This window comes from Arthrobacter sp. UKPF54-2, from assembly GCF_007858535.1.
GTDB lineage: Bacteria > Actinomycetota > Actinomycetes > Actinomycetales > Micrococcaceae > Arthrobacter.
On sequence record NZ_CP040174.1, the window covers coordinates 3408572 to 3433471 of the forward strand.

Here is a 24900-nt window from a genome sequence, read left to right on the forward strand (position 1 = left end):
GCGCTCCTCGTATCCCGCCAGCGGGCGCCCCGCTAGCATGGCCTCATGACTCCCGGACAGCGGCTGCGGCAGCTCGCCAATGTGGTGAATGCAACGACCCCGCTGGGGCTGCTGCTGGCAGCCTGTGCCCGGACCAGGGTTCGCCGCGGCCCGCGCGGCCTGCTCCTGGCCACCGGCTACCGCTGGCGCCTGCCGTTCGCGGCGGCGTTTACCGTGGGCAACGTGGTGCTCTTCCGCGCAGGCCCGGACGAGGCTCTGGCCAACCCGGTACTGCTGGGGCACGAAGAGCGGCACGCCACCCAGTACGCCTGGTGCCTTGGGGTGCCGTTCCTGCCGCTGTACTTCCTGGCGGCGGCCTGGTCCTTGATCCGGACGGGCAACCCCGGGTCCGCGAATTTTTTTGAGCGCCATGCCGGGCTCCAGGCCGGCGGCTACCCGCCGGCCACTCCCGGCCCCCGAACGGAACGAGGCATCACATGACGGAAACTCCCAGATCCATTTCGGTCACCGGCACCGGCACCGCAGAGGAGGTGCCGGACCTGCTGACGCTCTCGCTCGGCGTCGAATGCCGGCGCCCGGGCGTGGACGCGGCCTACCGGGATGCCGCCCGGGCCTCGTCCGCGATCACCGCGGTGCTCCGGGAGCACGGCGTCGGGAATCCGGACATCACCACCACCGGGCTGAACGTCCGGGCCGAGGTCAGCTGGCAGGAGGGCCGGGGCCAGATCGTCTCCGGCTACCTGGCCTCCAGTATGCTCACCGTCCGGCTTCGCGACCTGGCGGCGTCCTCCGGCCTGATTGCGGCCGCGGTGGAGGCCGCCGGGGACGACGCGCGCCTCAACGGACTCGAACTCGGTTTCGCGGATCCCGCCGCGGTGGAAGCCCGCGCCCGGGAAGCCGCCTGGCGCTACGCCCGGGCGGCCGCTGAACATTTCGCTTCACTGGCCGGCGCACGGCTGGGCAAGGCCATCTCCGTGACCCAGCAGCCGGGCACTACTCCACCGCTCCCCTTGGCCGCGATGCAGCGTGCCGTGGCGTCCGAGCCGCTGACGATCGAGGCGGGCGCGTCCGGCGTCACCGCAGCCGTCGGCGTGGTCTGGGAACTGCTGGACTGAGCGGTCCGGCGCTAGTGCGTGGCGCCGGCGGCAACCTTGAGGTCCGCCGTCGTCGCGAGTGCGGTCCGGACGACGACGGCGAGCGCCTGCGTCATCTGCTCCAGCGGCAGGGAGGCCAGTCCGCTCCCCTCCGGCACCTGGTCCGGGCCGAAGGGGACGTGGACAAAGCCGCCCCGGGTGCCGGGGGCGAGCCGCAAGGCGTGCATCAGGCCGTAGAACACGTGGTTGCAGACGTACGTTCCGGCTGTCTGGGACACCTCGGCGGGAATGCCGGCGGCGCCCAGTGCCTCCAGCGCCGCCTTCACCGGCAGGGTGCTGAAGTAGCCTGCAGGGCCGCTCGGGACCACGGGCTCGTCGACGGGGGCGTTGCCCGCGTTGTCCGGGATCCGCGCGTCGACGCAGTTGATCGCGATCCGTTCCAGCGAGATGCGGGCCCTGCCCCCGGCCTGGCCCGCGCAGACCACCAGCTCCGGCCGGTGCTGCGCGAGGGCGGCCTGCAGGGCGGCGATGGCGTCCCCGAAGACGCAGGGCAGCTCCACCGCCGCGACCTCGTGTCCCTCGGCCCGCAGCAGGGCCGCCGCCCCGCGCGCCGCTGTCCAGGACGGATTGGTGGTTTCGCCGCCAAAGGGTTCGAACCCGGTCAGGAGAATCATGGGCCCAGCCTAGCAACGCCGCGGGGGCTGCAGGCTGGACATCCTTGACTTAAGATCGAACATATATTCGAATGTAGTCATGAGATGGGACGCGCAGGCACTCAAACCGGCTGCTGCCAGAGGCGGAGAGCAGACAACCGGGGACCCATCGTCCGGCCCCCTCCCGTCGGCTCCCGCACTGTTGCCGCTGGCCGGACTGGTGCGCTCCGTCTCCACCCCTGAGTTTGCCGGGGTCACTTTCCATGAGGTCACTGCCAAATCGGTGCTCAACAAAGTGGCCGCCGGTTCCCGGATGCCCTTCGAGTGGACGGTGAACCCGTACCGCGGCTGCAGCCACGCCTGCGTGTACTGCTTCGCCCGCAAGACCCACACCTATCTGGACTTCGACGCCGGCCTGGACTTCGACAGCCAGGTGGTGGTCAAGATCAACGCGGCCGAGGTCCTGCGCAGGGAGCTCGCCAAGCCCTCCTGGCAGCGGCACCACGTCGCCCTCGGCACCAACACGGACCCGTACCAGCGCGCCGAGGGCCGGTACCAGCTGATGCCCGGCATCATCGGCGCCCTCGCAGACTCCGGCACTCCCCTGTCCATCCTCACCAAGGGCACACTGCTGGCCCGCGACATCCCGCTGCTCAAACACGCGGCCGCCCAGGTTCCCGTGGGTGTGGGGATCTCGCTGGCCATGACCGACGAGCGGCTCTCCGAGTCGGTGGAACCGGGAACCCCCGGCCCGCGGGCCCGGCTCAAACTGGTCTCCCGGCTGCGTGAGGCGGGGCTTCCCTGCGGCGTGATGGCGATGCCGATCCTGCCCTGGCTCTCCGACTCCGACGAAGCGCTGGATTCCCTCTTCGGCTCGCTCGCCGCCGCCGGCGCCACCGGCGTCACCGCCGGGGCGCTCTACCTCAAACCCGGAACCCGGGAATGGTTCATGCAGTGGATCGCCAAAGAGCACCCGCAGCTCGCCGGCAAGTACCGCCGGTTGTACGGCAGCGGATCCTACGCCTCGAAGGAATACCGGGCCTGGCTGGCCGGCCGGATCCGGTACTTCAAGGCCCGGCATGGCTTCCTGGGCTCCTCGGGGTTCAGCCACCGCGACCTCGACGGAGATCCCCGGGAGGAGGAGGCGCAGTACCCGGCCGGCAGCATCCCCTCCCCGTCCGCCCAGCAGGCGTTCGCAGGCAACGCACCGGTGGCCCATGCCGGGGCCGCCCAGCCCACGCTGTTCTGAGGACCCACGCTCCCTGCAGCCCCTGGCTGCCCTGCCCGATTGCCCGCCTTACCCGTCGCCCTGCCCGCCCGTCGCCCTAGAGGATCTTGACCGCGCCGAGGACCTTGGAGAGCGAATCCTTGGCGTCGCCGAACAGCAGGGTGGTCTTCGGATCGTGCAGCAGCTCGTTCTCAATGCCGGCGAAGCCCGGGCGCATCGAGCGTTTGAGGAACACCACCTGCTGGGCCTGGACCACCTCCAGGATGGGCATCCCGAAAATGGGTGAGCCGGGCGATGACTTGGCGGCCGGGTTCACGACGTCGTTGGCGCCCACCACCAGGACAATATCCGTGTTGGCGAACTCGGGGTTGACCTCTTCGAGTTCCCGCAGCGATTCGTAGGGCACGTTGGCCTCGGCCAGCAGCACATTCATGTGCCCGGGCATCCGGCCGGCGACGGGGTGGATGGCGAAGACGACGTCGACTCCCCGGGCGGTCAGGGCGGTGGCGAGCTCCGCCACCGTGTGCTGGCCCTGCGCGACGGCCAGGCCGTAGCCGGGCACAATCACAACACGTTGGGCGTACCCCAGCTGCACGGCGACGTCCTCGGCCGAGGAGGAGCGCACCGGCCGGTCGCTGAGCGTGGTCGAGCCCGCGGTGGACCCGCCCCGGAAGGCGCCGAACATAATCCCGGCCACCCCGCGGCCCATGGCGGAGGCCATCACCTTGGTCAGGATGGTGCCGCTTGCCCCGACGAGTGTCCCGGCGACAAGCAGCAGCACGTTGCCAAGCACGATCCCGGACGCCGCCACGGCGAGGCCGGTGAAGGCGTTCAGCAGCGAGATCACAATCGGCACGTCGGCACCGCCGACCGGAAGCACCAGCAGCAGCCCCGCGGCCAGGCCCAGAACCAGCAATGCGCCGGCCCAGCCGGGCGAGCCGGTCCACACAACCAGGCCACCGGTGGTGAGGGCGCCGGCCAGGACAACCACCATGACCACGGGCATGCCGGGGAACAGCAGCGGGCGGGTGCTGATCAGCTCCTGCAGCTTCCCGACCGTAACGGCCGAGCCGGCGAAGGACACGGCACCGACCAGCATGGTGAAGACGACGGCCAGCCGGCCCCAGGAATCCCCGCTGTGGCCGAGTTCCAGCACCGCGACGAGCGCGGCGGCGCCGCCGCCGACGCCGTTGAACAGGGCAACCAGTTGCGGCATCTGCGTCATCTGCACGCGCCGGGCGACCGGGACCGCCAGGGCGGTGCCGACGGCGATGGCGGCCAGGATCAGCGGGATGTTCTCCAGCCGGGCGGACAGGAACACGGTCACGACGGCCACCGCGGCCCCGGCGGCGCCGATGGCGTTGCCGCGCCGGGCGGTCCGGGGAGAGCTGAGGCCCTTCAGCGCGAGGATGAAGCAGACCGCGGCGACGAGGTAGAGCAGCGCGGTCCAGGCGGGGGCGAGGATGCTCACGGGCGCTCCTCCCCCGCGCCGGCGGCTCCAGCCGGGGTCCCTCCGCCGTCCGCGGCGGCGTCCGCCGGGTGCGCGGAGGCCGCTTTCCGCGGACCGAACATTTCCAGCATTCGGTCTGTGACCACAAAACCTCCCACCAGGTTGACGGTCGCGAGGGCCACCGCCAGCAGGGCGACGGCCAGCAGCCAGGGATCGTCGGCCTGGCCCGCCACGATGATGGCGCCGACCAGGATGATGCCGTGGATCGCGTTGGCGCCGGACATCAGCGGCGTGTGGAGTTTGCTGGTGACCTTGGAGACGACCTCGAAGCCGACAAAGACGGCGAGTACCACCACCGTGAGTAACGTGACTGCGTCCATTACGTGTGCGCCTCCATAGCTGCCGCCGTGCCGGCATGGCGGACGGCACCGTCGTGGGTCAGACAGGCTCCGGCGACGACGTCGTCGTCGAAGTCCGGCGCCACCGTGCCGTCCGAAGTCATCAGCGCAAGCAGGTTGGCGACGTTCTTGGCGTACAGCCGGGACGCGTCCGAGGCGAGGGCGGACGCCGCGTCCTGCATCCCCACCAGGGTCACGGCGCCGCCGGGGACCGGCACCAACACGTCCCGGCCGGCCATGACGCCCTCGACGTTCCCGCCGGACTCGGCGGCGAGGTCCACGACGACGGAACCTGCCCGCATGCCAGCCACCATGTCTGCGGTGACGAGCAGCGGGGCGGCCCGGCCCGGGATCGCGGCCGTGGTGATGAGCACGTCCGCGGCTGCGACGTGCGGCGCCAGCAGCGCGCGCTGCCGGGCGGCCCGGTCCTCGCCGAGCTCCCGGGCGTAGCCGCCGCTGCCCTCGGCGGACGCGCCCCCAGTTCGAGTATCGAGTTCCAGGTTGATGAAGGTGCCGCCCATCGAGGCGACCTCGTCGGCGGAGGCCGCCCGGATGTCGTTCGCGGAGACCCGGGCACCAAGCCGTTTGGCGGTGCCGATCGCCTGCAGGCCCGCGACGCCGGCGCCGAGGACCAGCACCCTGGCCGGCGGGATGGTTCCGGCGGCGGTCATGTAGAGCGGGAAGAACCTCGGGTACCGCACGGCGGCTTCCAGGACGGCGCGGTAGCCGGCGACCAGGGACTGGGAACTGAGGGCATCCATGGACTGGGCGCGGGAGATCCGGGGAACGAGTTCCAGGGCAAAGGATGTCACCCCGGCGGCGGCCAGGGCCCCGACGGCCGGCAGTTCCGAGGCCGGGGAGGCGAACCCTATGGTGACGGCGCCCGGCCGCAGGGCGGCGGCGGTCTCAGGGGTGAGCGGGCGGACGTGCAGAAGGACATCGAGGGCCTTGAGCGGGAGCTCCGGGGTGAGGGCCGCGCCCGCCGCCTCGTAGTCCGCGTCGTCGTAGCCGGATTCGGCCCCGGCCCCGCACTCCACCAGCAGTGCCAGGCCCAGGCCCGTCAGTTGCCGCACCGTCTCCGGTGTCGCCGCAACCCGGCGTTCGCCCGCCCGCTCTTCCCGTCTGACCCCGACCTGCACGCCCAGCTCCTCTCGGTTGGCCCAAGAGTAGGCACACCGTGCTCAGTTTGGCGAGGGTTCGGCCGCCACGGCTGCCAGGAGCGCTTCGACGATCGGCAGGTCGGCCGGGATCCAGGGCAGACCCAGGACCTCCGCCGGGTCCGCCAGCGGCACCCAGCGCAGCTCGTCGTGGTCCTCCAGCGGCTGCGGCGTGCCAGCGGCCAGCTCGGCGAACCAGACCCGCATGGCTGCCCGTTCGTTCAGCGGCCACCCGGACGGCGCCTCGGCGGGCAGTTCCGCCCCCAGCCGGACCTCCACGCCGAGCTCCTCGTACAGTTCACGGTGCAGGGCCCCCTCCGGGGCCTCGCCCGGATCCACCTTCCCGCCGGGGAACTCCCACATGCCGGCGAACTGGGGCGGCGCCGTCCGCCGGGCCACCAGGAGGGTCCGGGGGGCGGCCAGGGAATCCACTACTGCGCCGCCGACGACGCTGATGAGTTCAGTCACGTCCACCAGTCTAGGGGCCCCCGGGGCCCGCTGCCGGGGGACAATGGTGTGACGCGCCACGCCCGGCGACGGAATACTGTGGCCCGCGTCCTGCGTTGCCCCCACTGACAGCACAAGCCGATCCACCACGCCTCGTTCTCCTGGCCCCGGCCGGGATCGTTCCCGAAAAGCAGACGGATGACCATCACCAAAGACGCCCCCGCGACGCCCAAAACCGGCACCCGCCACCTCGCCCTCGCCATCATCTCCCTCGCCATGGGCGGGTTCGGCATCGGCACCACGGAGTTCACCATGATGGGCCTGCTCAAGGAAGTGGAGCACGGCCTGAACATCGGCACTCCGGAGGCGGGGCACCTGATCTCCGCCTACGCCCTGGGTGTGGTGGTCGGCGCCCCGGTGCTGGCCGCGGTCGGAGCCAAACTGCCGCGCAAGCACCTCGCGCTGGGTCTGATGCTGTTCTTCAGCCTCGCCAACCTCAGCTCCTTCATCGCCCCGGACTACGGCACCATGCTGGTGTCCCGCTTCGCCGCAGGGCTGCCGCACGGCGCCTTCTTCGGCGTGGCCGCGGTCATCGCCTCGTCCCTGGTGGCCCCGACCCGGCGCGGCTGGGCGATCTCCATGGTGATGGCCGGCCTCACGGTTTCCAACGTGGTCGGCGTGCCGTTCGGGACCTGGCTGGGCCAGAACTTCGGCTGGCGCCTGCTCTTCCTGCTGGTGGGCCTGATCGGCGTCGCCACCATGTTGATGCTCTGGAAGTTCGTGCCGTTCCAAAAGCCGCACGCCGACGCCAGCATCCGGCGCGAACTCGGCGCGCTGAAACGGCTGCAGGTCTGGCTCGCCATCCTGATCGGCATCGTCGGCTTCGGCGGCTTCTTCGCCACCTACACCTACATCGCCCACACTATGACCTCGGTGGCCGGCATTCCCGCGGAGTGGCTGCCGCTCGTCGTCGCGCTCTACGGCGTGGGCATGGTGGCGGGCAACATCGTCGGCGGCCGCATCGCGGACCGGTCCGTGATGGGCACCATCTACTGGGTCCTGCCTGGCGTGGCGGTGGCGCTTGTGGTGTACGCGGTGGCGGTGCACTGGCCCTGGTCCGCCTACGTGATGGTGTTCGTGGTGGGCGCGGCCGGTTCCATGCTCGTGCCGGCGCTGCAGACCCGCCTCCTCGACGCCTCGCCCGACGCGCCGTCGCTGGCGTCCTCGTTGAACCACGCCGCCCTGAACGTGGCGAACGCCCTGGGCGCCTTCCTCGGCGGACTCGTCATCGCCTGGGGCTGGGGCTACGTGGCCCCGGCCCTGGTGGGGGCGGTACTGGCTATCCTGGGCCTCGGCGTCGCGGTGCTCAGCGGGGCGGTGGAACGCAGGAGGCCGCTGGTCCGGTAGTCCGCAGTGTGCGGTTCCGGCCCAGCGGCCCCTCAGCGGCAGCGGTTGCCTAGCCGGCGGTGACGCGCTCCAGGTCCGGCTCCAGGTAGATGACCCGCGCCGTCGGCACGGCGTCCCGGATCCGGGTCTCGGCGGCGTCGATCGCGGCCGCAACCTCCCGGCCGGTATCGGAGTGGCTGATGCTGATCTTGGCCGCGACCAGCAGTTCCTCGGGGCCAAGGTGCATGGTCTTGAGGTGGATGATCCGGGTGCCGTCGGATTCGATGGCGCCGCGGATCTTCGCGACGTCGGTCTTGGTCGCGGACTCGCCGAGGAGCAGTGACTTCGTTTCCACGGCCAGCACCGCGGCGATCGCCACCAGCAGCAGGCCGATCATGGCGGTGCCCAGGGCGTCCCAGACGCCGTTGCCGGTGAGCAGCGTCAGGCTCACGCCAAACAGCGCGAAGACCAGCCCCACCAGGGCGCCGAAGTCCTCCAGCAGGATCACGGGCAGTTCGGGCTGCTTGGCGTTGCGGATGAAGTGCACCCAGCTCTGCTTGCCGCGGATGGGGTTGGATTCCATGATGGCCGTCCGGAACGAGAACGACTCGGCGATGATGGCGCCGACGAGGACTGCCAACGGCACCCACCAGAAGTCGCCCTCGATGCCGTGGGGGTGCTGCAGCTTTCCCCACGCTTCGTAGAGGGCAAAGAGGCCGCCGACGCTGAACAGCACAATCGAGACGATGAAGGCGTAGATGTACCGCTCGCGGCCGTAGCCGAAGGGGTGTTCCGGGCTGGCTTCCTTCTTGGCGCGCTTGCCGCCCACGAGCAGCAGGATCTGGTTGCCGGAGTCGGCGAGGGAGTGGATCGCTTCGGCCAGCATCGATGACGACAACGTCAGGATGTAGGCGACGAACTTCAGGACGGCGATTGTCAGGTTGGCGGCCAGCGCCGCGACAATCGCCTTGGTACCGCCATTTGCAGCCAAGAGAGCTTCTCCTTTGGAGGTTTTTCGGGGAATCGCGGACCCTGGCCGGGGCCGGTATCCGCAAGCAATACCGTACCCGCTCAGGGGCCGCCAATGCACCGCGAAGGGGCTTCCGGAGGGCACGTAACGATTGGGGGTGAGGTTGCTGACAGGGGGTTCCGCCTGTGTTAGCTTGAAGCCATAATCGGGATTCCTAAGGTGAATGCCGACGAATATGTAGGAGGAGACATGGGCTTTCTAGGCTGGATCATTCTCGGACTCATTGTAGGTGCAATCGTTAAGGCAATCATGCCTGGCAAGGTCGGCGGCGGCTGGGTCACCAGCCTCGTGCTCGGCGTCGTCGGCGCCATTGTCGGCGGCTGGATCGGCGACCTGCTGTTCGGCGGCGGCAAGATGGAATTCTGGAATCTGGGTTCCTGGCTGCTGGCCATCGTCGGCGGCCTCGTTGTTGCCGGTATCTACGGCGCCGTCACCGGCCGCAACCGGAGCACGTAATCTCTCAAGCCACCGTCCCGGCAGCAGTGCCGCAGCGGTGAAAGCACGACGGCGGGGGCTCACCGAAAGGTGGGCCCCCGCCCTCTTTGTTTTGGCAGTTGTCCGCTAAGCCGAGGCGGCGTGCTGTTGGGAGCGGGCGCTGGCGTACAGGCAGACCGTTGCCGCGGTGCCGAGGTTGAGGCTTTCGGCCGCCCCGTAGACCGGCACGGCGACCCTGTGGTCGGCCAGGGCAAGTTCCTCCGCGGACAGTCCCTGCGCCTCGTTCCCGAAGAGCCAGGCAGTCGGCTGCTCCAGTGCGAAGGCGGACCCGGCGGCGGAGGCGCCCAGGCGGCGGGCCGCGTTCTCGTCCTGGAGGCGGTCCAGGTTCAGCTGGCCCTGGCCGTCCGCGGCGAGGATGCCGATGCCGTGTTCCTTGCAGCGGGCCGCCAGGTCCTCGACGTCGGCGCCGAGCACCACGGGCAGGTGGAAGAGGGAGCCGGCCGTCGAGCGGACGGCCTTTGGGTTGTAGATGTCAACGCTGGAGGCGGTCAGGATGACGGCGTCCGCGCCGGCGGCGTCGGCCGCCCGCAGCACGGTACCGGCGTTGCCGGGGTCCCTGACCTGGCACAGCACCGCGAGCAGTTGCGGGCCGGCGTCCAGCACCGCGTCGAGGCTGACGTCGAGGAAGCCGCAGACCGCCAGGATGCCCTGCGGGGTGACCGTGTCCGCCATCGCGGCCAGCACCTCGTCGGTGGCGAGGTACGCGGCGGTGCCGTCCGCGAGGGCCTCCAGGTCCGGGTGCCGGTCCAGGCAGGCCTCGCTCGCGTAGACCTCATAGACGATCCCGGGCTCCCCCGCGGCAATCCGCTGCTGGTGCAGGACCAGGGCCTCCCTGACCGCTTGCGGGCCCTCGGCCAGGAATTCGCGGCGCTTTAAACGGGCCGGGCGCCCGGCAAGCTGTGCCACCTTCCTCACTCGATCGGCTCGAGGATTGGAAAGTGCAAAGTCTTGCGGGCGCCCGGTTTCGTTCATATAAGAACCTTAGTTGCTTTCGCAGGGGGTTCTCGAACGGCGCTGTCTCGCGACGGCGGCGGGGACTACTTGGCCTCGGCGTCAGCCTTCTTGGCAGCAGGCTTCTTCGCGGGAGCCTTCTTGGCGGCCTTCGGGGCAGCAGCGGCTTCGGCGTGGACGGCCGGAGCGGAGGTGTCCGCGGGCAGCGAGTCCTTGGCGACCTTGACCAGCGCGGCGAAGGCGTTGGCGTCGGAGACGGCCAGCTCGGCCAGCATACGGCGGTCAACCTCGACCTCAGCGGCCTTGAGGCCCTGGATCAGACGGTTGTAGGTCAGGCCGTTGGCGCGGGACGCAGCGTTGATGCGCTGGATCCACAGGCGGCGGAAGTCGCCCTTCTTCTTCTTGCGGTCGCCGTAGCTGTACACGAACGAGTGCAGCAGCTGCTCTTTGGCCTTGCGGTACAGGCGTGAACGCTGTCCACGGTAGCCCTTTGCGCGTTCGAGGATAACCCGGCGCTTCTTGTGGGCGTTGACCGCCCTCTTCACACGTGCCACGTGCGTACTCCTTCAGAATTCTGATCCCAAGCGTCTACTGCCGGGAAACCCGGCTGGCCTGAGAAGCCTTTTTGGTAGTGGACCGCTGCCAGGTGGCAATCGATCCGAGAACTTGGAACTTAGATGCCGAGCATCTTCCGGATGACCTTGGCGTCGCCCTTGAAGACGATCTTGTCGCCGGCGAGGCGGCGGGTCAGCCTGGAGGACTTGTGCTCGAGGTAGTGGCGGCGGTTGGCCTGCTGGCGGCGCAGCTTGCCGCTGCCGGTCAGCTTGAAGCGCTTCTTAGCACCGCTGTGGGTCTTCATCTTCGGCATGGGAACCGATCTCCTTACGTATCCGCAGACCAGGTCTGCAGTCTTTCGTGCAGCCACCCCTGCGGGCGGCGTGCTGGTTGCTTGCTGCCGGACATTGCTGTCCGGCAGCCGTGAACTAGTTAGTCTTCTTGCTGCCCGGCTTCGGGGCGGCCTTGGGGGCCGCCGGCCGAGCCGCAGGCTTCGGCGCCGCAGGCCGGGCTACCGGCTTGGGAGCCGCGGCCGGCTTCGGCGCGGGCTTCTCGGCAGCCGGCGTCGCGGCGGCGGGTGCCACAGCAGCGGGCGCCTTCGGTGCAGCCTTGGGGGCCGCGGCCTTAGGAGCAGCCGGCGCTTTGCTTACTGCCGGCTTCGCGTCGGCCTTGGGGGCCGCCTGCTTCGGAGCTGCCGCCGGGGCCTTGGGGGCCTCCTGCTTCGGCTCTTCCGTAGCCGGGGCCGCTTCGGCCGGAGCCTTTGCGGCCGCGGTCTCGGGTGCCTTGGGCTCCTCTGCCTTGGGCTCCTCGACGGCGGGGGCTTCCGTTGCCGGAGCCGCCGTTTCCGGCGCCTCGGCTTCGGTGGCCTCGGTGCGGACCTGGTAGCCCTCGGGCAGGAGGTCGGCGAGCGACTGCGTCATCGGCGCATCCGGGCCCGACGTGTCGACGCGGCCGGAGGCCTTGGCTTCGTTCTCGGCCTTGGCTTCTGCGCGCTGCGTTGCACGGCGGGCCTCTGCCTTGGCTTCGGCCTTGTTCTTCAGCGGACCCACCACCATGACCATGTTGCGGCCGTCGATGCGCGGGCTGGACTCCACAACGCCCACTTCGGCGACGTCGTCGGCGAAGCGCTGGAGCAGGCGGATGCCCATCTCGGGGCGCTGCTGCTCGCGGCCGCGGAACTGGATCATGGCCTTGACCTTGTCGCCGGCGCCGAGGAACCGGAGCGCGTGGCCGCGCTTGGTCTCGTAGTCGTGCGTGTCGATCTTGAGCCGGAAACGGATTTCCTTCAGGACCGTGTTGGTCTGGTTCTTCCGGGCCTCACGTGCCTTAACAGCGGCTTCGTACTTGTACTTGCCGAAGTCCATCAGCTTGCACACCGGAGGCTTTGCCTGCGGTGCAACTTCAACGAGATCAAGATCGGACTCGGCAGCCAAACGCAGGGCATCCTCAATACGGACGACTCCTACCTGTTCACCTGCAGGGCCGACCAGCCGCACCTCGGGGACGCGGATACGCTCATTGATTCTTGGCTCGCTAATGTTAAAGCTCCTGTGTTCGTGGGGGTACTTCGCCGGCAAATGAAGAAGGCCTCCAATTGCCGGAGCAATCGAAGGCCTCGAAGATCGGAGTTGCCCTCCCCCGTGAGGAGGCGGCATGCGTCCCTCGCCGGGCGTGAAGCCCGGGAAGAATGCCCGACCAGGTACCCGGCAACCTTGATTCCGTGAGGAATATGTGCGGTTGACGCGGGTGGGAGAGAACTCCGCTTGCAAACTGACTGCCATTCTACAGAGAGGCACCCGTTCAACGCACATGTGCGCCGGCGGGTTCCAGGTGTTGCTTAAAGCCGCAGAAATAACGACATTCAGTCGGTCTGTGACAAGCTTACCAGCATGAGCACTTCAGATAGTAATTCACACGTTTACCAGCCGGCCGACGCCCAGCCCGACGTCTCCCAGCAGATCCGAGACATCTCCGAGGTCCCCGCGATCGAGGTCATCACCACCGCGGCCGTCCACCTGATGAGCGCCGCCGCGGTGAAGCTTGGCCTGGCTGCCGAGGACAACGCCGAAGAGCTCAAGGACCTCGACGAAGCTCGTAAGCTGATCACGGCGCTGGCCGGACTTGTTACCTCCGCGGCGCCGGAGATCGGTTCCCAGCACGCCGGCCCGTTGCGCGACGGCCTGCGTTCCCTGCAGCTCGCGTTCCGCGAAGAATCCGTCATTCCGGACGCTCCGGGCAAGGGCCCGGGCGAGAAGTACACCGGCCCGGTCAACTAGGCACCAGCACTGGCAGCCAACGACGACGGCGGCGGGCGGACCCCAGGGGGCCGGCCGCCGCCGTCGTCGCTTAACCGGGCGTTGTGAGTCGGGCGCCGTTGACCGGGCGCCGGTGAGCAGGCCCGGCGGGAGGCGGAGCCGGTCAGGCCGCGGCGAGCCGCCGCCTGCGGCGGCGCTGCAGGACCAGTCCCACCAGGCACAGCACCACGCCGGCCAGCCCCACCGAGACGAAGCCAGCCCCCGGGCCGACGCCGTCAATAAAGAGCCCGGCCAGCGGTGCTCCGAGTGCCACGCCGCCGGTGAGGGCCGAGCCGTACCAGCCCATCGCCTCGCCGCGGCGCCCCTCCTCGACCAGGGCTGCGACCTTCTCCGACGCCGCGGAGAGCACCGGCGCGCACAGCAGGCCCGGGAGCAGCGAGAGCAGGGCGAGCGTCCAGGTGTCCTGCGCGAAGGCCATCGGAAGGGTCAGCGCGGACATGCCCAGGAGCAGCAGGACCGGGGACACGGGCCGGTGCATGGCGCCGTAGACCAGTCCCCCCAGCACCGATGCCGCGCACCAGAACAGGAAGACGATGCCGATTTCGGCCTGGTGCCCGCCCCTCTCCAGTGCCGCGACGATGCCGACGTCGGTGCCACTGAGGACCATGCCGGCACCGGCCGCGACGGCGAAGACCGCCGCCACGCCGGCCGTGAACCAGGTGAAGTTGTGGGCGACCCGGTGCCGCAGGCCCAGGCGGTCCTGTCGGCGTTGCTCTGCGGCGGCCAGCGGTGCAAGCTCGGCCGCGGCTTCCTGCACATGGGGCGCCGCGGCGACGAGCGCGCTTTCCGCGCCTTCCTGCTGGCCGGCTTCGAAGGCCGCGGCCGGTTCCGCGCCGGGGTCGGCGCTGCGCGTGGGCGGGTTGATCCACATCAGGAACAGCCCGGAGAGGGAGGTGGCCACGCCCACCACGGTCAGGCCGAGCGCAGAGTAACCCGCGGTGGCGATGACGGCGCCCGCTGCCGGGCCGATCATAAAGACCAGTTCCGTGCTGATCGCGTCCAGGGCGAAGGCGGTCCGGCGCTGTTCGCCGCCGGCGAGGATGCCCAGCGACTGGCGCACCACGCTGAAGATCGGCAGGGTCAGCAGGCCGCCCACAAACACCAGGGGCAGCAGCAGTTCGTAGCCCACATGCGGCACGATCGACCAGATGACGGTCTCGGAGACGACGGAGGGGATGAGTGCCCGGCGCAGGCCCACGGTATCCACCCGGCGCCCGCGCCAGGGGGCGCCGACGGCGATCCCAATGGTCATGACGGCCGCGGCGGCGCCGGCGGCGGCGTAGCCCTGTCCCAGGCTGAGGACGATGTGCAGCGTCAGCAGCACCCCGGCCGCGGAGTGCGGGATGCGGGCGACCATGCCGACGAGCAGGAGGTTCCTGATGGGCCTCACGGCCAGCAGGTCCCGGTAGAGCGCGAAATTCACGAAACTGCTTTCCTTTGTGTACTGCCGTGGGCAGCACCCGGAAGTGTCAGTGCCGGCCGTCGGCTAGGGTGCTGCGCGCTGCAACTTGATGTCGATCGAGTCAACCCGCTCGGCAAATGTTTCATTCCGGGCCAGCGCGTCGTTCAGCCCGGCCACCAGGGACTGCACCGCGGCGGCGTCGAGCCCGTCTTCAAGGTACAGCACCATGCGCAGCTCCGGGCCCGCACCGCCGCCGGGTAGCTGGCCGCCGCCGGCCTGCGCCGACGCCACTCCCCCGCCGGGCTGGATTTCTACGCGCCGGAGCGCCGGAAGCCCCGCCGCCGCGGTTCCGACCGCTTCGGCCACCGCCGGATCGCTGTAGCTCGGCGTCCAGCTGTGCTGCCGGGCCAGGGCCCAGACGGCGGGCCGGCGGACCACAAAGGTGGCAGCTGAGCCGGGATCCAGGACGAGCAGTTCGGCGCCCTCGGCAACGGCGGAAAGCGCCGCCCGCGCGGCGTAGACCGCCACGGGCCGCGCCTCGGCGTGCCAGGCGGCCAGCGCAGCCGCCGAGGTGAAGACCGGCAGCGCGGTCCGGCCGTCCGGCGCCTGCAGGGTCACCAGGGCCATGTCCGCCTGTTTGTCGCCGTGCAGTTCCCCGCTGTGGTGTTCCTTGCCCTCCTGGCCGGCCAGTGCGTCGCCCTCTTCGGCGAGCCGGGCGAGGATCGGTACAAAGACGCGGGCGGTGGCCAGCGATGCCACGACCGCCGCCTCGTCGCCGGTGCCGGCGGCGAGGGCCGCCAGCGCTGCGCGGTAGCCGGCGTCGGCGGCGCCGTCGTCGTCCTCGAAGTTGTGGATCTTTGCGTCGTCACCGCTCAGGCTGCGCCCGGCCCAGGGCTGCCCGGCAGAGTCCGTTGCGCCCCCGGCACCGGCGAGGGCGGCGGCGATGTGGCCGGGCAGCGGCTTGTGCTCCATGGGCGGGGGTCTCCCTAGCGGCGGCCGGCGACGTCGAGCGCCTCCGGCAGTGTGAAGTTGCCGTTGTAGAGGGCCTTGCCGATGATGGCGCCCTCGACGCCGAGCGGCACGAGGGAGCGCAGGACTTTGAGGTCCTCGAGGCTGGAGATGCCGCCGGAGGCCACCACGGGCTTGCCGGTCTTTTCCACCATCTGGCGCAGCAGCTCGACGTTGGGGCCCTGCAGCGTGCCGTCCTTGGTCACGTCGGTGACGACGTAGCGGGCGCAGCCGGCCTCTTCGAGTCGGCCGAGCACGTCCCAGAGGTCGCCGCCCTCCTTGGTCCAGCCGCGGCCGGCGAGGGTGGTGCCGCGGACGTCGAGGCCGACGGCGATCTTGTCGCCGAAGCGCTCGATCACGCGCTGCGTCCACTCGGGGTTCTCCAGCGCCGCGGTGCCGAGGTTAACCCGGGCCACGCCGAGGCCGAGGGCTTTTTCCAGCGACTCGTCGTCGCGCAGGCCGCCGGAGAGCTCCACCTTGATGTCCAGCCGGCCGACGACCTCGCGCAGCAGTTCGGCGTTGGAGCCCCGGCCGAAAGCGGCGTCGAGGTCCACGAGGTGGACCCATTCGGCGCCTTGGTCCTGCCAGTTGAGCGCGGCCTCCAGTGGGGTGCCGTAGCTGGTTTCGCTGCCGGCTTCGCCCTGGACCAGGCGCACGGCCTGGCCGTTGACGACGTCGACGGCGGGGAGCAGCTCGAGTACCGGCAGCGGGGTTTCGGTGGTCATCGTAGGGTCCTCACGGTGTTGGGGTATTTGCACGGCAGGGTCAGTTTCCCGGCAGGGTCAGGAGCCAGGCGGCCAGCAGCGACATTCCGGCCAGGAGGTAGAACACGACTTGGACCCACAGGGGGCTCTTTTGCTGCCGGAAGGACAGGGCCCCGCCCACCAGCAGTCCGGCGAGGCCCATCAGGACTATGGACCACATCTAGGCGGTCTGTTCCGGGGATCCGGGCCGGGTGGTGCCGGAGGTGGTGCCGCTGCGCAGGCCGTCCACCCAGTTGCGGAGCAGGCGTGCGCCGGCGTCGCCGGATTTTTCGGGGTGGAACTGGGTGGCGCAGAGCGGACCGTTTTCCACCGCGGCGATGAACGGGGCGCCGTGTTCGGACCAGGTCACGAGCGGTGCCTTCATCCGCGGCTGGATCACGTCGAAGTCCCAGTGCTGCACGCCGTAGGAGTGCACGAAGTAGAAGCGCTCGTTCTCGACGCCGGCGAAGAGCCGGGAGCCCTCCGGGACGGTGACGGTGTTCCAGCCCATGTGCGGCACCACGTCGGCCGGCAGCAGCTCGACCTTGCCGGGCCACTCCCCCATGCCTTCGGCGACGGTGCCGTGTTCCACGCCGGCCTCGAACAGGACCTGGAGCCCCACGCAGATGGCGAGCACCGGCCGGCCGCCGGCGACCCGGCGTCCGATCATGCGGACGGCGTCGACGGCTTTGAGCTCCTTCATGACGGTTTCGAAGGCCCCGACGCCGGGGACGACGAGTCCGTCGGCGTTGAGCACGTCCTCGGGCTTGGCGCTGAGGATCACCTCGGCGCCGGCGCGTTCCAGGGCGCGGACGGCCGAGCGGACGTTGCCGGAGCCGTAGTCCAGCACGGTGACGGTGGGCTTACCCTCGGGCGACGCGGGTTTCCGGGCCGCGTCGGGGTTGATGATCGCGCCGTCCTGGAGGACTTTGCCGGTCACAGCGCACCCTTGGTGGAGGGAATGCCCTCGACCCGGGGGTCGGGTTCCACGGCGGCCCGGAGCGCCCGGGCGAAGGCCTTGAACTGGGCCTCGACGATGTGGTGCGGGTCCCGGCCGGCGGTGACGTTCATGTGCAGGCAGATGCCGGCGTGCAGCGTGATGGCCTCGAAGACGTGCCGGGTCAGGGACCCGGTGAAGTGGCCGCCGATCAGGTGGTATTCCTGGCCTGCCGGTTCGCCGGCGTGCACGAGGTAGGGCCGGCCGGAGACGTCGACGACGGCGTGCGCGAGGGCCTCGTCGAGCGGGACGGTGGCCTCGCCGAAGCGGCGGATGCCGGCCTTGGTGCCGAGGGCGGTGCGGAGGACCTCGCCGAAGGTGATGGCGACGTCTTCCACGGTGTGGTGGGCGTCGATGTGGGTGTCGCCGGTGGCCTTGATGGTCATATCGATCAGCGAGTGCTTGCTCAGCGCCGTCAGCATGTGGTCGTAGAACGGCACCGAGGTGCTGATGTCGGAGACGCCGGTGCCGTCGAGGTCGATCTCGACCAGCACGGACGATTCGCTGGTGGTCCGCTCGAGGCGTGCGGTCCGGGCCTCGGCAGCGGCAGATCCGGTGGTGCTCATGTGGGGTGTCCTTTGGATGAGGCGGGCGCCCGGCAATCGCCGGCGGTGTGCGTGGGTCCTGGCTTAAGTCTAGGCGGACTGTGCCTGGTGGCCGGTCAGGATCCGTTCCAGCGCCTGCAGGAAGGCTGTGGTTTCCGTCTCAGTGCCGGCGGTCACGCGCAGGTGGCCGGGGATGCCGACGTCGCGGATGAGGACGCCGGCGTCCAGCAGCCCCTGCCACGTCTCGTGCGGGTTCTCGAGGCCGCCGAAGAAGACGTAGTTGGAGTCCGAGGCCGCGGGCTTGAGTCCCATCCGGGTCAGCTCGGCGACGATCCGGTCCCGCTGGCGCTTGATGTCTTCCACGTCGGCCATCAGGGCCACCCGGTGGCGCAGCGCGGCCAGCGCCGTGGCCTGGGTGATGGCGGAGAGGTGGTACGGCAGGCGGACCAGGCGCAGGGCGTCGGTGACCTCCGGCGCGGCCGCCATGTAGCCCAGCCGGGCACCGGCCAGGGCGAAGGCCTTGCTCATGGTGCGGGAGACGATCAGCCGCTCCCGTCCGGGCAACAGCGTCAGGGCGCTGGGCGTGCCGTCGTGGGCGAACTCGTGGTACGCCTCGTCGACGATCACGATGGTCTGGCTTGCTTCGCCGGCTTCGTAGACAGCCTCAACGACGTCGAGGCCGAGGCCGGTGCCGGTGGGGTTGTTCGGCGAGCACAGGAAAACGACGTTGGGTTTGAGCTCGCAGACCTGCTGCGCGGCCGATTCGGCGCTGAGTCCGTAGTCCTCGGCGCGGACTCCGGCGAGGTATTCGGTGTCCGTGCCGGCGGCCAGCAGCGGGTACATGGAGTACGTGGGAGGGAAGCCGAGCGCAGTGCGGCCTGGGCCGCCGAAGGCCTGGAGGATTTGCTGCAGGACCTCGTTGGAGCCGTTCGCCGCCCAGATGTTGCCGGCTTCGAGGCCGTGGCCGAGGTATTCGGCGAGCCCTTCCCGCAGTTCGGTGAACTCGCGGTCCGGGTAGCGGTTCAGCCCGGCGGCGGCCTCCGTCACCGCTTCGGCGATGGCCGCCCGGACGTCGGCCGGGACGCCATGGGTGTTTTCGTTGACGTTCAGCAGGATGGGGACGTCCAGCTGGGGAGCGCCGTACGGGCGCAACCCCCGCAGGTTCGTCCGGAGGGGCAGTCGGTTGAGGCGCTCTAGCTGGTCAGTCACCTGCCCAGTTTAAGTGAGACCCTGCCCGGCCCCGAAACTGTGACCGGCAACCCGGCTGCCGCTGGCGGACTCTGGCGCTACTTGGAGGGTACGAAGAGCTGCTGGCCGGGGAGAACGCGGGCGGCGCCGAGGTTGTTGAGCTGGACGATGTCGGCAACGACGTCGCGGGGATCCCGTTCCGGTGCCACGGCGCCGGCGATGGCCCAGAGTGACTCCCCCGGCTGAACGGTGACGGTGACCGTAGGCGTGAGCGAGAGCTCCGACGCGGAGTCGGCAGCTTTGGCGGGCGCGTTGAGGAAACCGGCCAGCGAGAGAACAAGAGCGGCCAGCAGGATCAGCGGCAGGCCATAGAAAACAAAGCGGCCCCGGCGGGTGAGCCGCAGCGGCGCCTGCCCGGCGGCCACCGACCGCCGGCTCCGGCCGGATTCCTGGCCGTCGAAGATGCCGTGCGGGCCGAAGGCCTCGAAACCGGACCTCTCGAACGGGCCCTGGGCGGGAACGGAAACCAGCGAACCGGAATTAGCGCTTACTGCTGACATGAGCTGAGCCCTCCTGGACTTATCTGTGCCGCCCGGCGTACTCCACGTACCTGCCGCCAACCGGCCTAACAATCGAACGCGAACCTTGGAACGTAATCGTTGATCACCGTGTTCGAACACAGAACCGAACTCCGGACTGTTTCTCCGACGCACTGGTTCGAACACATATTCGAACTTAGTAGTTCCTGTTTTAGCACCTATGAACGAACATTGTCGAGACTCGCTAGAACAAATGTTTGAAAAACCGTGCAGGCTGGCCTACTTTTGAACCAGCAGGACAACCACTGGTGGCGATCAACAGCAGTTGATCAAGAGGGTCTGACATTTTTTTCAGGCCCGTCGGTCCCGGCAGCCACTGCGGCCGGGCGGAACGGAAAGGCGAGGCGAACATGGCAGCACAAGCCGCCGGCGGGAGGGCCGCCCAGCGGAACCCCCAGACCGGCCGGGCGCCGAAGGGCCTCACCGTCCGGCAGAAGAAGATCCTGGAGACCATCCAGCGGTCCGTGACGGACAACGGTTACCCGCCCTCGATGCGTGAAATCGGCGACACCGTCGGCCTCGCCAGCCTCTCCAGCGTCACCCACCAGCTCTCGCAGCTGGAAAAGCTCGGTTACCTGCGGCGGGACCCGAAACGGCCCCGCGCCATGGAAGTCCTGTTGCCGCTGACGCTCGACGAGGGCGCCGCCAAGGTGTCCGGTGTGGCGAAATCCACCGGCCTGCGGGCCGTCGGCGGCCTTGCCGTATCGGAGCTCGCCAGCGCTACCGACACCGCCATGGTGCCCTTTGTGGGCCGGATCGCCGCCGGCGGCCCCATCCTGGCCGACCAGGTGGTGGAGGACGTGATGCCGCTGCCGCGCCAGCTGGTGGGCCACGGCGAACTGTTTATGCTCCGGGTGGCCGGCGATTCGATGATCGATGCCGCCATCTGCGACGGCGACTGGGTGGTGGTTCGGCGCCAGAACGACGCCGTCAACGGCGACATCGTGGCCGCCCTGCTCGACGACGAGGCCACGGTCAAGACATTCCGCCAGCGCGACGGCCACACCTGGCTGCTTCCGCAGAACACCCAGTACGAGCCGATCCTGGGTGACCACGCCGTCATCATGGGCAAGGTCGTCTCCGTGCTGCGCTCCCTCTAGCACCGCGCCGGCGCGTCCGGCTGCCGACGCCGAAGGCCCCGTCCGAACGTTCCGGACGGGGCCTTCGGCGTTGCCTGAAAACCTAGGTGGCGGCCTGTGGGGCCGGCGTCTCCTTGGCCAGGCGCGCGAGGGCGGCCAGGGCCACCGCAGGGTCGGTGGTGGGCCAGAACGGCGGCAGCGCGGCCCGGAGGAACGCTCCGTACCGTTCGGTGGACAGCCTGGAGTCGAGGACGGCCACCACGCCCTTGTCCGACGTCGAGCGGATCAGCCGTCCGGCCCCCTGGGCGAGCCGGATGGCCGCGTGCGTCGCCGAGACGCTCATGAAGCCGTTGCCGCCGGACTGGGCCACGGCGCGGGAGCGCGCCGTCATCAGCGGATCATCCGGGCGCGGGAACGGGATCCGGTCGATCACCACCAGCCGGCAGGAGTTTCCGGGTACGTCGACGCCCTGCCAGAGCGACATGGTGCCAAAGAGGCAGGTGTCCGGCTCGTCCGCGAACTGCTTCACCAGCGCCGTCATGGTCGATTCGCCCTGGCAGAGGATGCTCAGGCCCAGCCGGGGCCGCATCGCCTCGGCGGCTTCCTCGGCGGCGCGCCGGGAGGAGAAGAGGCACAGGGCACCGCCGCCGGAGGCGCGGATCAGCTTTTCGAGCTCGTCGAGCGCTTCGGGCGACGTGCCGCGGCCGGGCTTGGGCAGGTGCTTGGCAACGTAGAGGATGCCCTGCTTGGGATATTCGAACGGGGACCCGACGTCGACGCCGGTCCAGCTGGGCGCGCCGGGGCCGACCAGGCCCAGGCCCCCGGCCGCCGGCTCGAAGGCCGAACCGATGGCCAGGGTGGCCGAGGTCAACACGACGGTGTGGTCGGCGAACAAGCCCTCGCGCAACCGCCCGGCGACGCTGAGCGGGGCGATGTTAATCAGCGCCGGTGCGGAGTCGTCGGGCTGTGAGTAGCCCTGTTGCGGGTCGAAACTGCTATTCCGGGAGAACCAGACCACCTCGCGGTTTTCCTTGGCGGCCAGGAGCCGTTCGCAGAGTTCGAGGACCACCATCAGGCGGGACCGGGCGAGCTGCCGGCCGCCGTCGGCGGTGTTCGCGCTGTCTCCCTTCGAGTCTGAGAGCGCTGCGCGGCAGGCGTCGCGCAGCTGGTCCACGCAGTCGAGCTGTTCGCTGTTCAGGCCGTTAGGCATTAGCCCGCTGGGGACGCCTTCAATGGCGAGTTCCAGGTTGGACGCGGCGTTGTTGAGCGCGTCGACGGTGATCCCGGTGTGCTTGCGGGCACCTGAGGCGGCGGCGTGCACCATGGCGACGGACAACTGGCCGGACACGGCGCCGGTGACCCGGTCCTGCAGTTCGTGGGCCTCGTCCACCACCACGACGTCGTACTCGGGCAGCACGGCGAGGCCTTCGAAGGCGCTGACGGCCAGCATGGCGTGGTTGGTGACCACGACGTCGGCGTCGGCGGCGTTTTGCCGGGCGAGCTCGCTGAAGCATTCGGCGGCGAGCGGGCATTTCTGTGCCCCGAGGCATTCCATCGAGGTGACGGAGACCTGGCGCCAGGCGCGGTCGGTCACGCCCGGCAGCAGCTCGTCCCGGTCCCCCGTCTGGGTTTCCTCGGCCCACTCGCGGAGCCGGACCACTTCCTTGCCGAGCTGCGAGGACGCTCCGCCCATCGCGGCGGCGAAGTGCGGCACGGAGGTGTCCTCGCCGAGGGAGAACAACTGGCCCTCCGAGGGCTCCTCGGAGGGGAAGCCGCCCTCGAGCTTGTGCCGGCAGACATAGTTGGAGCGGCCCTTGACCAGGGCCACCTTCACCGGCCGGTCCAAGGCCGGGGTAATGGTCTTGAGCAGCCGTGGCAGGTCCCGGCCCACGATCTGGGTCTGCAGCGCCAGGGTGGCGGTGGAGACCAGCGTGGGCTTGTCGCTGACCAGCGAGTGGGCGATCAGCGGAATCAGGTATGCCAGGGACTTGCCCGTGCCGGTGCCGGCCTGGACCAGCAGGTGATCGCCGGTTTCGATCGCACGGGCCACCTGCCGGGCCATTTCGTGCTGGCCGTCGCGGCTTTGGCCGCCCATGCCGGCGACCGCCCGGTCGAGCAGTTCAACCACGAACTGCTCGCCGGACGCGCCGCTGCCGGACTCACCGGCGCCGGACGGCGGGGCTTCCCCTTCGGCCACCGCTGGTTCAGTCATTGCTGACGAAGGAATCCAGTTCGGCGGCGAGCCCCTCGCGCACCATCACCACGGCACGGGTGCCGGTCTCCTCGTGGTCGAGGCTGATGATTTCCGCGTCGGTCTCGTGCAGCTTGCTGAGCAGGTCCCCCCGGTTGTACGGGATCATCAGTTCCAGCTTCACGCTCGGCCTGGGGATGCCCTCGCTGATGGCCTTGAGCAGCTCGGCAATGCCTTGGCCGGTGCGGGCCGAGACCACCACGTGGCGCGGTTCGCGCTGCTTGAGCCGCTCGATCACGAACGGGTCGGCGGCATCGGCCTTGTTCAGGACGATGATTTCCGGCACCTTGCGCGCGTCGACTTCGCTGAACACGGCGCGGACCGCCGCGATCTGGCCCTCCGGATCGGGGTGGGAGACGTCGACGACGTGCAGGATCAGGTCCGAATCCGCGACCTCCTCCAGGGTGGAGCGGAAGGCTTCCACCAGCTGGGTGGGCAGCGAACGGACGAAGCCCACGGTGTCGGCGAGGGTGTAGCCGAGCCCGTCAGCGGTTTCGGCCTTGCGCACGGTCGGATCCAGCGTGGCGAACAGGGCGTTCTCCACCAGGACTCCGGCGTCGGTCAGCCGGTTCAGCAGCGAGGACTTGCCGGCGTTGGTGTACCCGGCGATGGCCACGGAGGGAACGGCGTTACGACGGCGGTTGGCCCGTTTGGTCTCCCGGGCCGGCTTCATCGCGGCAATTTCGCGCCGCAGTTTGGCCATCCGGGTGCGGATCCGGCGGCGGTCCAGCTCGATCTTGGTCTCACCGGGGCCGCGCGAACCCATGCCCGCTCCGGCGCCGCCCACCTGGCCGCCGGCCTGGCGGGACATCGATTCACCCCAGCCGCGCAGGCGCGGGAGCAGGTATTCGAGCTGGGCCAATTCCACCTGGGCCTTGCCCTCGCGGCTCTTGGCGTGCTGGGCGAAGATGTCCAGGATCAAGGCCGTGCGGTCGATGACCTTGACCTTGACGATGTCCTCGAGGCCGCGGCGCTGGGACGGGGCCAGTTCGGCGTCGACCACCACGGTGTCCGCGCCGGTGGACATCACGATGTCCTTGAGTTCCTGGGCCTTGCCGGAGCCCAAGAACGTGCCCGGGTCAGGTTTGGCGCGGCGCTGGACGAGTCCGTCGAGGACCTCGGAACCGGCGGTTTCGGCCAGGGCCGCGAGCTCGCGAAGGGAGTTCTCGGCGTCGGCGAGGGTGCCTTCGGTCCACAGCCCGGCGAGGACCACACGTTCCAGGCGCAGCTGGCGGTATTCGACTTCGGTGACGTCTTCGAGTTCCGTTGACAGGCCGGCCGTGCGGCGGAGCGCGTGGCGTTCCTCGAGGTCCTGCTGGTCGCCGTCGTAGCTGCCGTGCTCCTCATCCAGCCGCGAGATGGCCTGGGCCTTGCCGAACACGGCCCGGGACTCGCCGGAGTGGCCGGAGTGGCCGGCGCCGGTCCCGTTCTTCGAGGCAGGGGCGTCTTTGGAGAGGATCCGGTCGATGACAGCCTGGATTTCCGCAGGGCTCATGTCCTGGGCGGCTGAATCGGGTCCGGTGTTGGGCTGACTGGTCATGGTCTCCTTTGAAGGGTTGGCCCTTCCAGAATAGTGCTGTTCGGTCTCTTGTGGCGCTGTATTCGCGCTGGGCTGACGAGTGTTGGTCATCCATGCCTCCTGGCTTGCCGGCGGCTGCGGTGCCGCGGGCCGGGGCGGGCTCCGGGACGGAGCGCGGGGAAAGGGGAAAGGAACGGGCGTGGTGGCGCCTTGAGGAGGGGAGAGACAGTCCGCCCGGCCGGGCCCGAGTGGGCACTGCCAAACTCCAAGGTTCTGGCGCTGGCCGTCGGCTCCATATCAGGAGCATCGGCGGGGCGCACTGAGCGGAAGGTAACTACCTGCGTCGCTACGGGGACGGGACTTCGCTAACGAACGAAGGCCCGTGCCGGCTACTTGAAGTTCAGGAACAT

At 69.6% G+C, this 24900-nt stretch carries 27 protein-coding genes; 7 read left to right on the forward strand and 20 right to left on the reverse strand.

What is annotated here, in order from left to right; genetic code table 11:
* Positions 1-45 precede the first annotated feature (45 nt).
* Both E7Y32_RS15645 and E7Y32_RS15650 read left to right on the forward strand, forming a co-directional pair.
* On the forward strand, positions 46-480 hold the full coding sequence (locus E7Y32_RS15645; RefSeq protein WP_146337924.1) for a hypothetical protein: 435 nt from the start codon (positions 46-48) through the stop codon (positions 478-480).
* A complete protein-coding gene (locus E7Y32_RS15650; protein ID WP_146337925.1) occupies positions 477-1115 on the forward strand; it encodes an SIMPL domain-containing protein in 639 nt (212 codons plus the stop codon). The genes E7Y32_RS15645 and E7Y32_RS15650 overlap by 4 nt, the downstream gene beginning before the upstream one ends.
* A gap of 11 nt (positions 1116-1126) precedes the next feature.
* Here E7Y32_RS15650 and pcp read toward each other — a convergent pair whose 3' ends face one another.
* On the reverse strand, positions 1127-1768 hold the full coding sequence (pcp, locus tag E7Y32_RS15655) for a pyroglutamyl-peptidase I (RefSeq protein WP_146337926.1): 642 nt from the start codon (positions 1766-1768) through the stop codon (positions 1127-1129).
* Between the two features lie 79 nt (positions 1769-1847).
* Between pcp and E7Y32_RS15660 the strand changes: the two genes are divergently transcribed.
* On the forward strand, positions 1848-2996 hold the full coding sequence (locus E7Y32_RS15660; RefSeq protein ID WP_146337927.1) for an Rv2578c family radical SAM protein: 1149 nt from the start codon (positions 1848-1850) through the stop codon (positions 2994-2996).
* A 76-nt stretch (positions 2997-3072) separates the two neighbouring features.
* Here E7Y32_RS15660 and E7Y32_RS15665 read toward each other — a convergent pair whose 3' ends face one another.
* The 4 genes from E7Y32_RS15665 to E7Y32_RS15680 are packed head-to-tail and all read right to left on the reverse strand — an operon-like array spanning position 3073 to position 6448.
* On the reverse strand, positions 3073-4446 hold the full coding sequence (locus tag E7Y32_RS15665) for an NAD(P)(+) transhydrogenase (Re/Si-specific) subunit beta (RefSeq protein WP_146337928.1): 1374 nt from the start codon (positions 4444-4446) through the stop codon (positions 3073-3075).
* Positions 4443-4805 (reverse strand): NAD(P) transhydrogenase subunit alpha, encoded by a 363-nt coding sequence (locus E7Y32_RS15670; RefSeq protein ID WP_146337929.1) that lies wholly within the window; start codon positions 4803-4805, stop codon positions 4443-4445. Before E7Y32_RS15670 ends, E7Y32_RS15665 begins: the two co-directional genes overlap by 4 nt.
* Positions 4805-5962 carry a Re/Si-specific NAD(P)(+) transhydrogenase subunit alpha gene (locus E7Y32_RS15675; RefSeq protein WP_146337930.1) on the reverse strand — a complete coding sequence of 386 codons (1158 nt, stop codon included), beginning with the start codon at positions 5960-5962 and terminating at the stop codon, positions 4805-4807. Before E7Y32_RS15675 ends, E7Y32_RS15670 begins: the two co-directional genes overlap by 1 nt.
* 42 nt (positions 5963-6004) lie before the next feature.
* Positions 6005-6448: a (deoxy)nucleoside triphosphate pyrophosphohydrolase gene (locus E7Y32_RS15680; protein WP_146337931.1), complete on the reverse strand. Its 444-nt coding sequence runs from the start codon at positions 6446-6448 to the stop codon at positions 6005-6007.
* A gap of 177 nt (positions 6449-6625) precedes the next feature.
* On the opposite strand from E7Y32_RS15680, the gene E7Y32_RS15685 reads away from it, so the two are divergent.
* Complete coding sequence (locus E7Y32_RS15685; protein ID WP_146337932.1) at positions 6626-7834, forward strand: MFS transporter; 1209 nt, start codon at positions 6626-6628, stop codon at positions 7832-7834.
* Between the two features lie 49 nt (positions 7835-7883).
* Here E7Y32_RS15685 and E7Y32_RS15690 read toward each other — a convergent pair whose 3' ends face one another.
* Positions 7884-8804 (reverse strand): cation diffusion facilitator family transporter, encoded by a 921-nt coding sequence (locus E7Y32_RS15690; protein WP_146337933.1) that lies wholly within the window; start codon positions 8802-8804, stop codon positions 7884-7886.
* Positions 8805-9032: 228 nt separating this feature from the next.
* Between E7Y32_RS15690 and E7Y32_RS15695 the strand changes: the two genes are divergently transcribed.
* Positions 9033-9299, forward strand: coding sequence for a GlsB/YeaQ/YmgE family stress response membrane protein (locus tag E7Y32_RS15695; RefSeq protein WP_146338801.1), 267 nt, complete (start codon positions 9033-9035; stop codon positions 9297-9299).
* Positions 9300-9404: 105 nt separating this feature from the next.
* On the opposite strand, the gene E7Y32_RS15700 is transcribed toward E7Y32_RS15695, so the two are convergent.
* The 4 genes from E7Y32_RS15700 to infC all read right to left on the reverse strand — a co-directional run bounded on the left by E7Y32_RS15700 (position 9405) and on the right by infC (position 12340).
* A complete protein-coding gene (locus E7Y32_RS15700) occupies positions 9405-10310 on the reverse strand; it encodes an RNA methyltransferase (protein ID WP_146337934.1) in 906 nt (301 codons plus the stop codon).
* 65 nt (positions 10311-10375) lie between these two features.
* Positions 10376-10843, reverse strand: coding sequence for a 50S ribosomal protein L20 (gene rplT, locus E7Y32_RS15705; protein WP_146337935.1), 468 nt, complete (start codon positions 10841-10843; stop codon positions 10376-10378).
* Positions 10844-10962: 119 nt separating this feature from the next.
* A complete protein-coding gene (gene rpmI / locus E7Y32_RS15710; RefSeq protein ID WP_009358635.1) occupies positions 10963-11157 on the reverse strand; it encodes a 50S ribosomal protein L35 in 195 nt (64 codons plus the stop codon).
* Positions 11158-11272: 115 nt separating this feature from the next.
* Positions 11273-12340 carry a translation initiation factor IF-3 gene (infC, locus tag E7Y32_RS15715; RefSeq protein WP_261382480.1) on the reverse strand — a complete coding sequence of 356 codons (1068 nt, stop codon included), beginning with the start codon at positions 12338-12340 and terminating at the stop codon, positions 11273-11275.
* A 393-nt stretch (positions 12341-12733) separates the two neighbouring features.
* Between infC and E7Y32_RS15720 the strand changes: the two genes are divergently transcribed.
* Positions 12734-13120, forward strand: coding sequence for a DUF1844 domain-containing protein (locus E7Y32_RS15720; RefSeq protein ID WP_146337937.1), 387 nt, complete (start codon positions 12734-12736; stop codon positions 13118-13120).
* 142 nt (positions 13121-13262) lie between these two features.
* Here E7Y32_RS15720 and E7Y32_RS15725 read toward each other — a convergent pair whose 3' ends face one another.
* From E7Y32_RS15725 to E7Y32_RS15755, 8 genes are all read right to left on the reverse strand, one after another.
* Complete coding sequence (locus E7Y32_RS15725) at positions 13263-14582, reverse strand: MFS transporter (protein WP_146337938.1); 1320 nt, start codon at positions 14580-14582, stop codon at positions 13263-13265.
* 63 nt (positions 14583-14645) lie between these two features.
* Positions 14646-15533, reverse strand: coding sequence for an SseB family protein (locus E7Y32_RS15730; RefSeq protein WP_146337939.1), 888 nt, complete (start codon positions 15531-15533; stop codon positions 14646-14648).
* 14 nt (positions 15534-15547) lie between these two features.
* Positions 15548-16294, reverse strand: coding sequence for a bifunctional 1-(5-phosphoribosyl)-5-((5-phosphoribosylamino)methylideneamino)imidazole-4-carboxamide isomerase/phosphoribosylanthranilate isomerase PriA (gene priA / locus E7Y32_RS15735; protein WP_146337940.1), 747 nt, complete (start codon positions 16292-16294; stop codon positions 15548-15550).
* Between the two features lie 40 nt (positions 16295-16334).
* Entirely contained in the window at positions 16335-16493 is a 159-nt protein-coding gene (locus E7Y32_RS16305; protein WP_186467000.1) for a hypothetical protein, read from the reverse strand.
* Complete coding sequence (gene hisH, locus E7Y32_RS15740) at positions 16494-17252, reverse strand: imidazole glycerol phosphate synthase subunit HisH (RefSeq protein ID WP_146337941.1); 759 nt, start codon at positions 17250-17252, stop codon at positions 16494-16496. It lies immediately after the preceding gene.
* On the reverse strand, positions 17249-17875 hold the full coding sequence (gene hisB / locus E7Y32_RS15745) for an imidazoleglycerol-phosphate dehydratase HisB (protein WP_146337942.1): 627 nt from the start codon (positions 17873-17875) through the stop codon (positions 17249-17251). Before hisB ends, hisH begins: the two co-directional genes overlap by 4 nt.
* A gap of 69 nt (positions 17876-17944) precedes the next feature.
* Positions 17945-19063, reverse strand: coding sequence for a histidinol-phosphate transaminase (locus E7Y32_RS15750; RefSeq protein ID WP_146337943.1), 1119 nt, complete (start codon positions 19061-19063; stop codon positions 17945-17947).
* 77 nt (positions 19064-19140) lie between these two features.
* Positions 19141-19602: a LysM peptidoglycan-binding domain-containing protein gene (locus E7Y32_RS15755; protein ID WP_146337944.1), complete on the reverse strand. Its 462-nt coding sequence runs from the start codon at positions 19600-19602 to the stop codon at positions 19141-19143.
* 389 nt (positions 19603-19991) lie between these two features.
* On the opposite strand from E7Y32_RS15755, the gene lexA reads away from it, so the two are divergent.
* Positions 19992-20741, forward strand: coding sequence for a transcriptional repressor LexA (gene lexA / locus E7Y32_RS15760; protein WP_146337945.1), 750 nt, complete (start codon positions 19992-19994; stop codon positions 20739-20741).
* 82 nt (positions 20742-20823) lie between these two features.
* On the opposite strand, the gene E7Y32_RS15765 is transcribed toward lexA, so the two are convergent.
* Both E7Y32_RS15765 and hflX read right to left on the reverse strand, forming a co-directional pair.
* On the reverse strand, positions 20824-22932 hold the full coding sequence (locus tag E7Y32_RS15765) for an ATP-dependent DNA helicase (RefSeq protein ID WP_146337946.1): 2109 nt from the start codon (positions 22930-22932) through the stop codon (positions 20824-20826).
* A complete protein-coding gene (gene hflX / locus E7Y32_RS15770) occupies positions 22925-24511 on the reverse strand; it encodes a GTPase HflX (protein ID WP_146337947.1) in 1587 nt (528 codons plus the stop codon). Before hflX ends, E7Y32_RS15765 begins: the two co-directional genes overlap by 8 nt.
* Between the last annotated feature and the right edge of the window lie 389 nt (positions 24512-24900).

What these genes read in the sequence shown, in the direction of transcription:
- E7Y32_RS15765 (WP_146337946.1), bottom strand. Translation starts at nt 22,932, where the DNA reads ATGACTGAACCAGCGGTGGCCGAAGGGGAAGCCCCGCCGTCCGGCGCC.
- E7Y32_RS15645 (WP_146337924.1), top strand. Translation starts at nt 46, where the DNA reads ATGACTCCCGGACAGCGGCTGCGGCAGCTCGCCAATGTGGTGAATGCA.
- E7Y32_RS15720 (WP_146337937.1), top strand. Translation starts at nt 12,734, where the DNA reads ATGAGCACTTCAGATAGTAATTCACACGTTTACCAGCCGGCCGACGCC.
- rpmI (WP_009358635.1), bottom strand. Translation starts at nt 11,157, where the DNA reads ATGCCGAAGATGAAGACCCACAGCGGTGCTAAGAAGCGCTTCAAGCTG.
- E7Y32_RS16305 (WP_186467000.1), bottom strand. Translation starts at nt 16,493, where the DNA reads ATGTGGTCCATAGTCCTGATGGGCCTCGCCGGACTGCTGGTGGGCGGG.
- E7Y32_RS15730 (WP_146337939.1), bottom strand. Translation starts at nt 15,533, where the DNA reads ATGGAGCACAAGCCGCTGCCCGGCCACATCGCCGCCGCCCTCGCCGGT.
- E7Y32_RS15755 (WP_146337944.1), bottom strand. Translation starts at nt 19,602, where the DNA reads ATGTCAGCAGTAAGCGCTAATTCCGGTTCGCTGGTTTCCGTTCCCGCC.
- E7Y32_RS15695 (WP_146338801.1), top strand. Translation starts at nt 9,033, where the DNA reads ATGGGCTTTCTAGGCTGGATCATTCTCGGACTCATTGTAGGTGCAATC.
- E7Y32_RS15650 (WP_146337925.1), top strand. Translation starts at nt 477, where the DNA reads ATGACGGAAACTCCCAGATCCATTTCGGTCACCGGCACCGGCACCGCA.
- lexA (WP_146337945.1), top strand. Translation starts at nt 19,992, where the DNA reads ATGGCAGCACAAGCCGCCGGCGGGAGGGCCGCCCAGCGGAACCCCCAG.
- E7Y32_RS15700 (WP_146337934.1), bottom strand. Translation starts at nt 10,310, where the DNA reads ATGAACGAAACCGGGCGCCCGCAAGACTTTGCACTTTCCAATCCTCGA.
- E7Y32_RS15685 (WP_146337932.1), top strand. Translation starts at nt 6,626, where the DNA reads ATGACCATCACCAAAGACGCCCCCGCGACGCCCAAAACCGGCACCCGC.
- E7Y32_RS15660 (WP_146337927.1), top strand. Translation starts at nt 1,848, where the DNA reads ATGAGATGGGACGCGCAGGCACTCAAACCGGCTGCTGCCAGAGGCGGA.
- pcp (WP_146337926.1), bottom strand. Translation starts at nt 1,768, where the DNA reads ATGATTCTCCTGACCGGGTTCGAACCCTTTGGCGGCGAAACCACCAAT.
- hflX (WP_146337947.1), bottom strand. Translation starts at nt 24,511, where the DNA reads ATGACCAGTCAGCCCAACACCGGACCCGATTCAGCCGCCCAGGACATG.
- hisB (WP_146337942.1), bottom strand. Translation starts at nt 17,875, where the DNA reads ATGAGCACCACCGGATCTGCCGCTGCCGAGGCCCGGACCGCACGCCTC.
- priA (WP_146337940.1), bottom strand. Translation starts at nt 16,294, where the DNA reads ATGACCACCGAAACCCCGCTGCCGGTACTCGAGCTGCTCCCCGCCGTC.
- E7Y32_RS15670 (WP_146337929.1), bottom strand. Translation starts at nt 4,805, where the DNA reads ATGGACGCAGTCACGTTACTCACGGTGGTGGTACTCGCCGTCTTTGTC.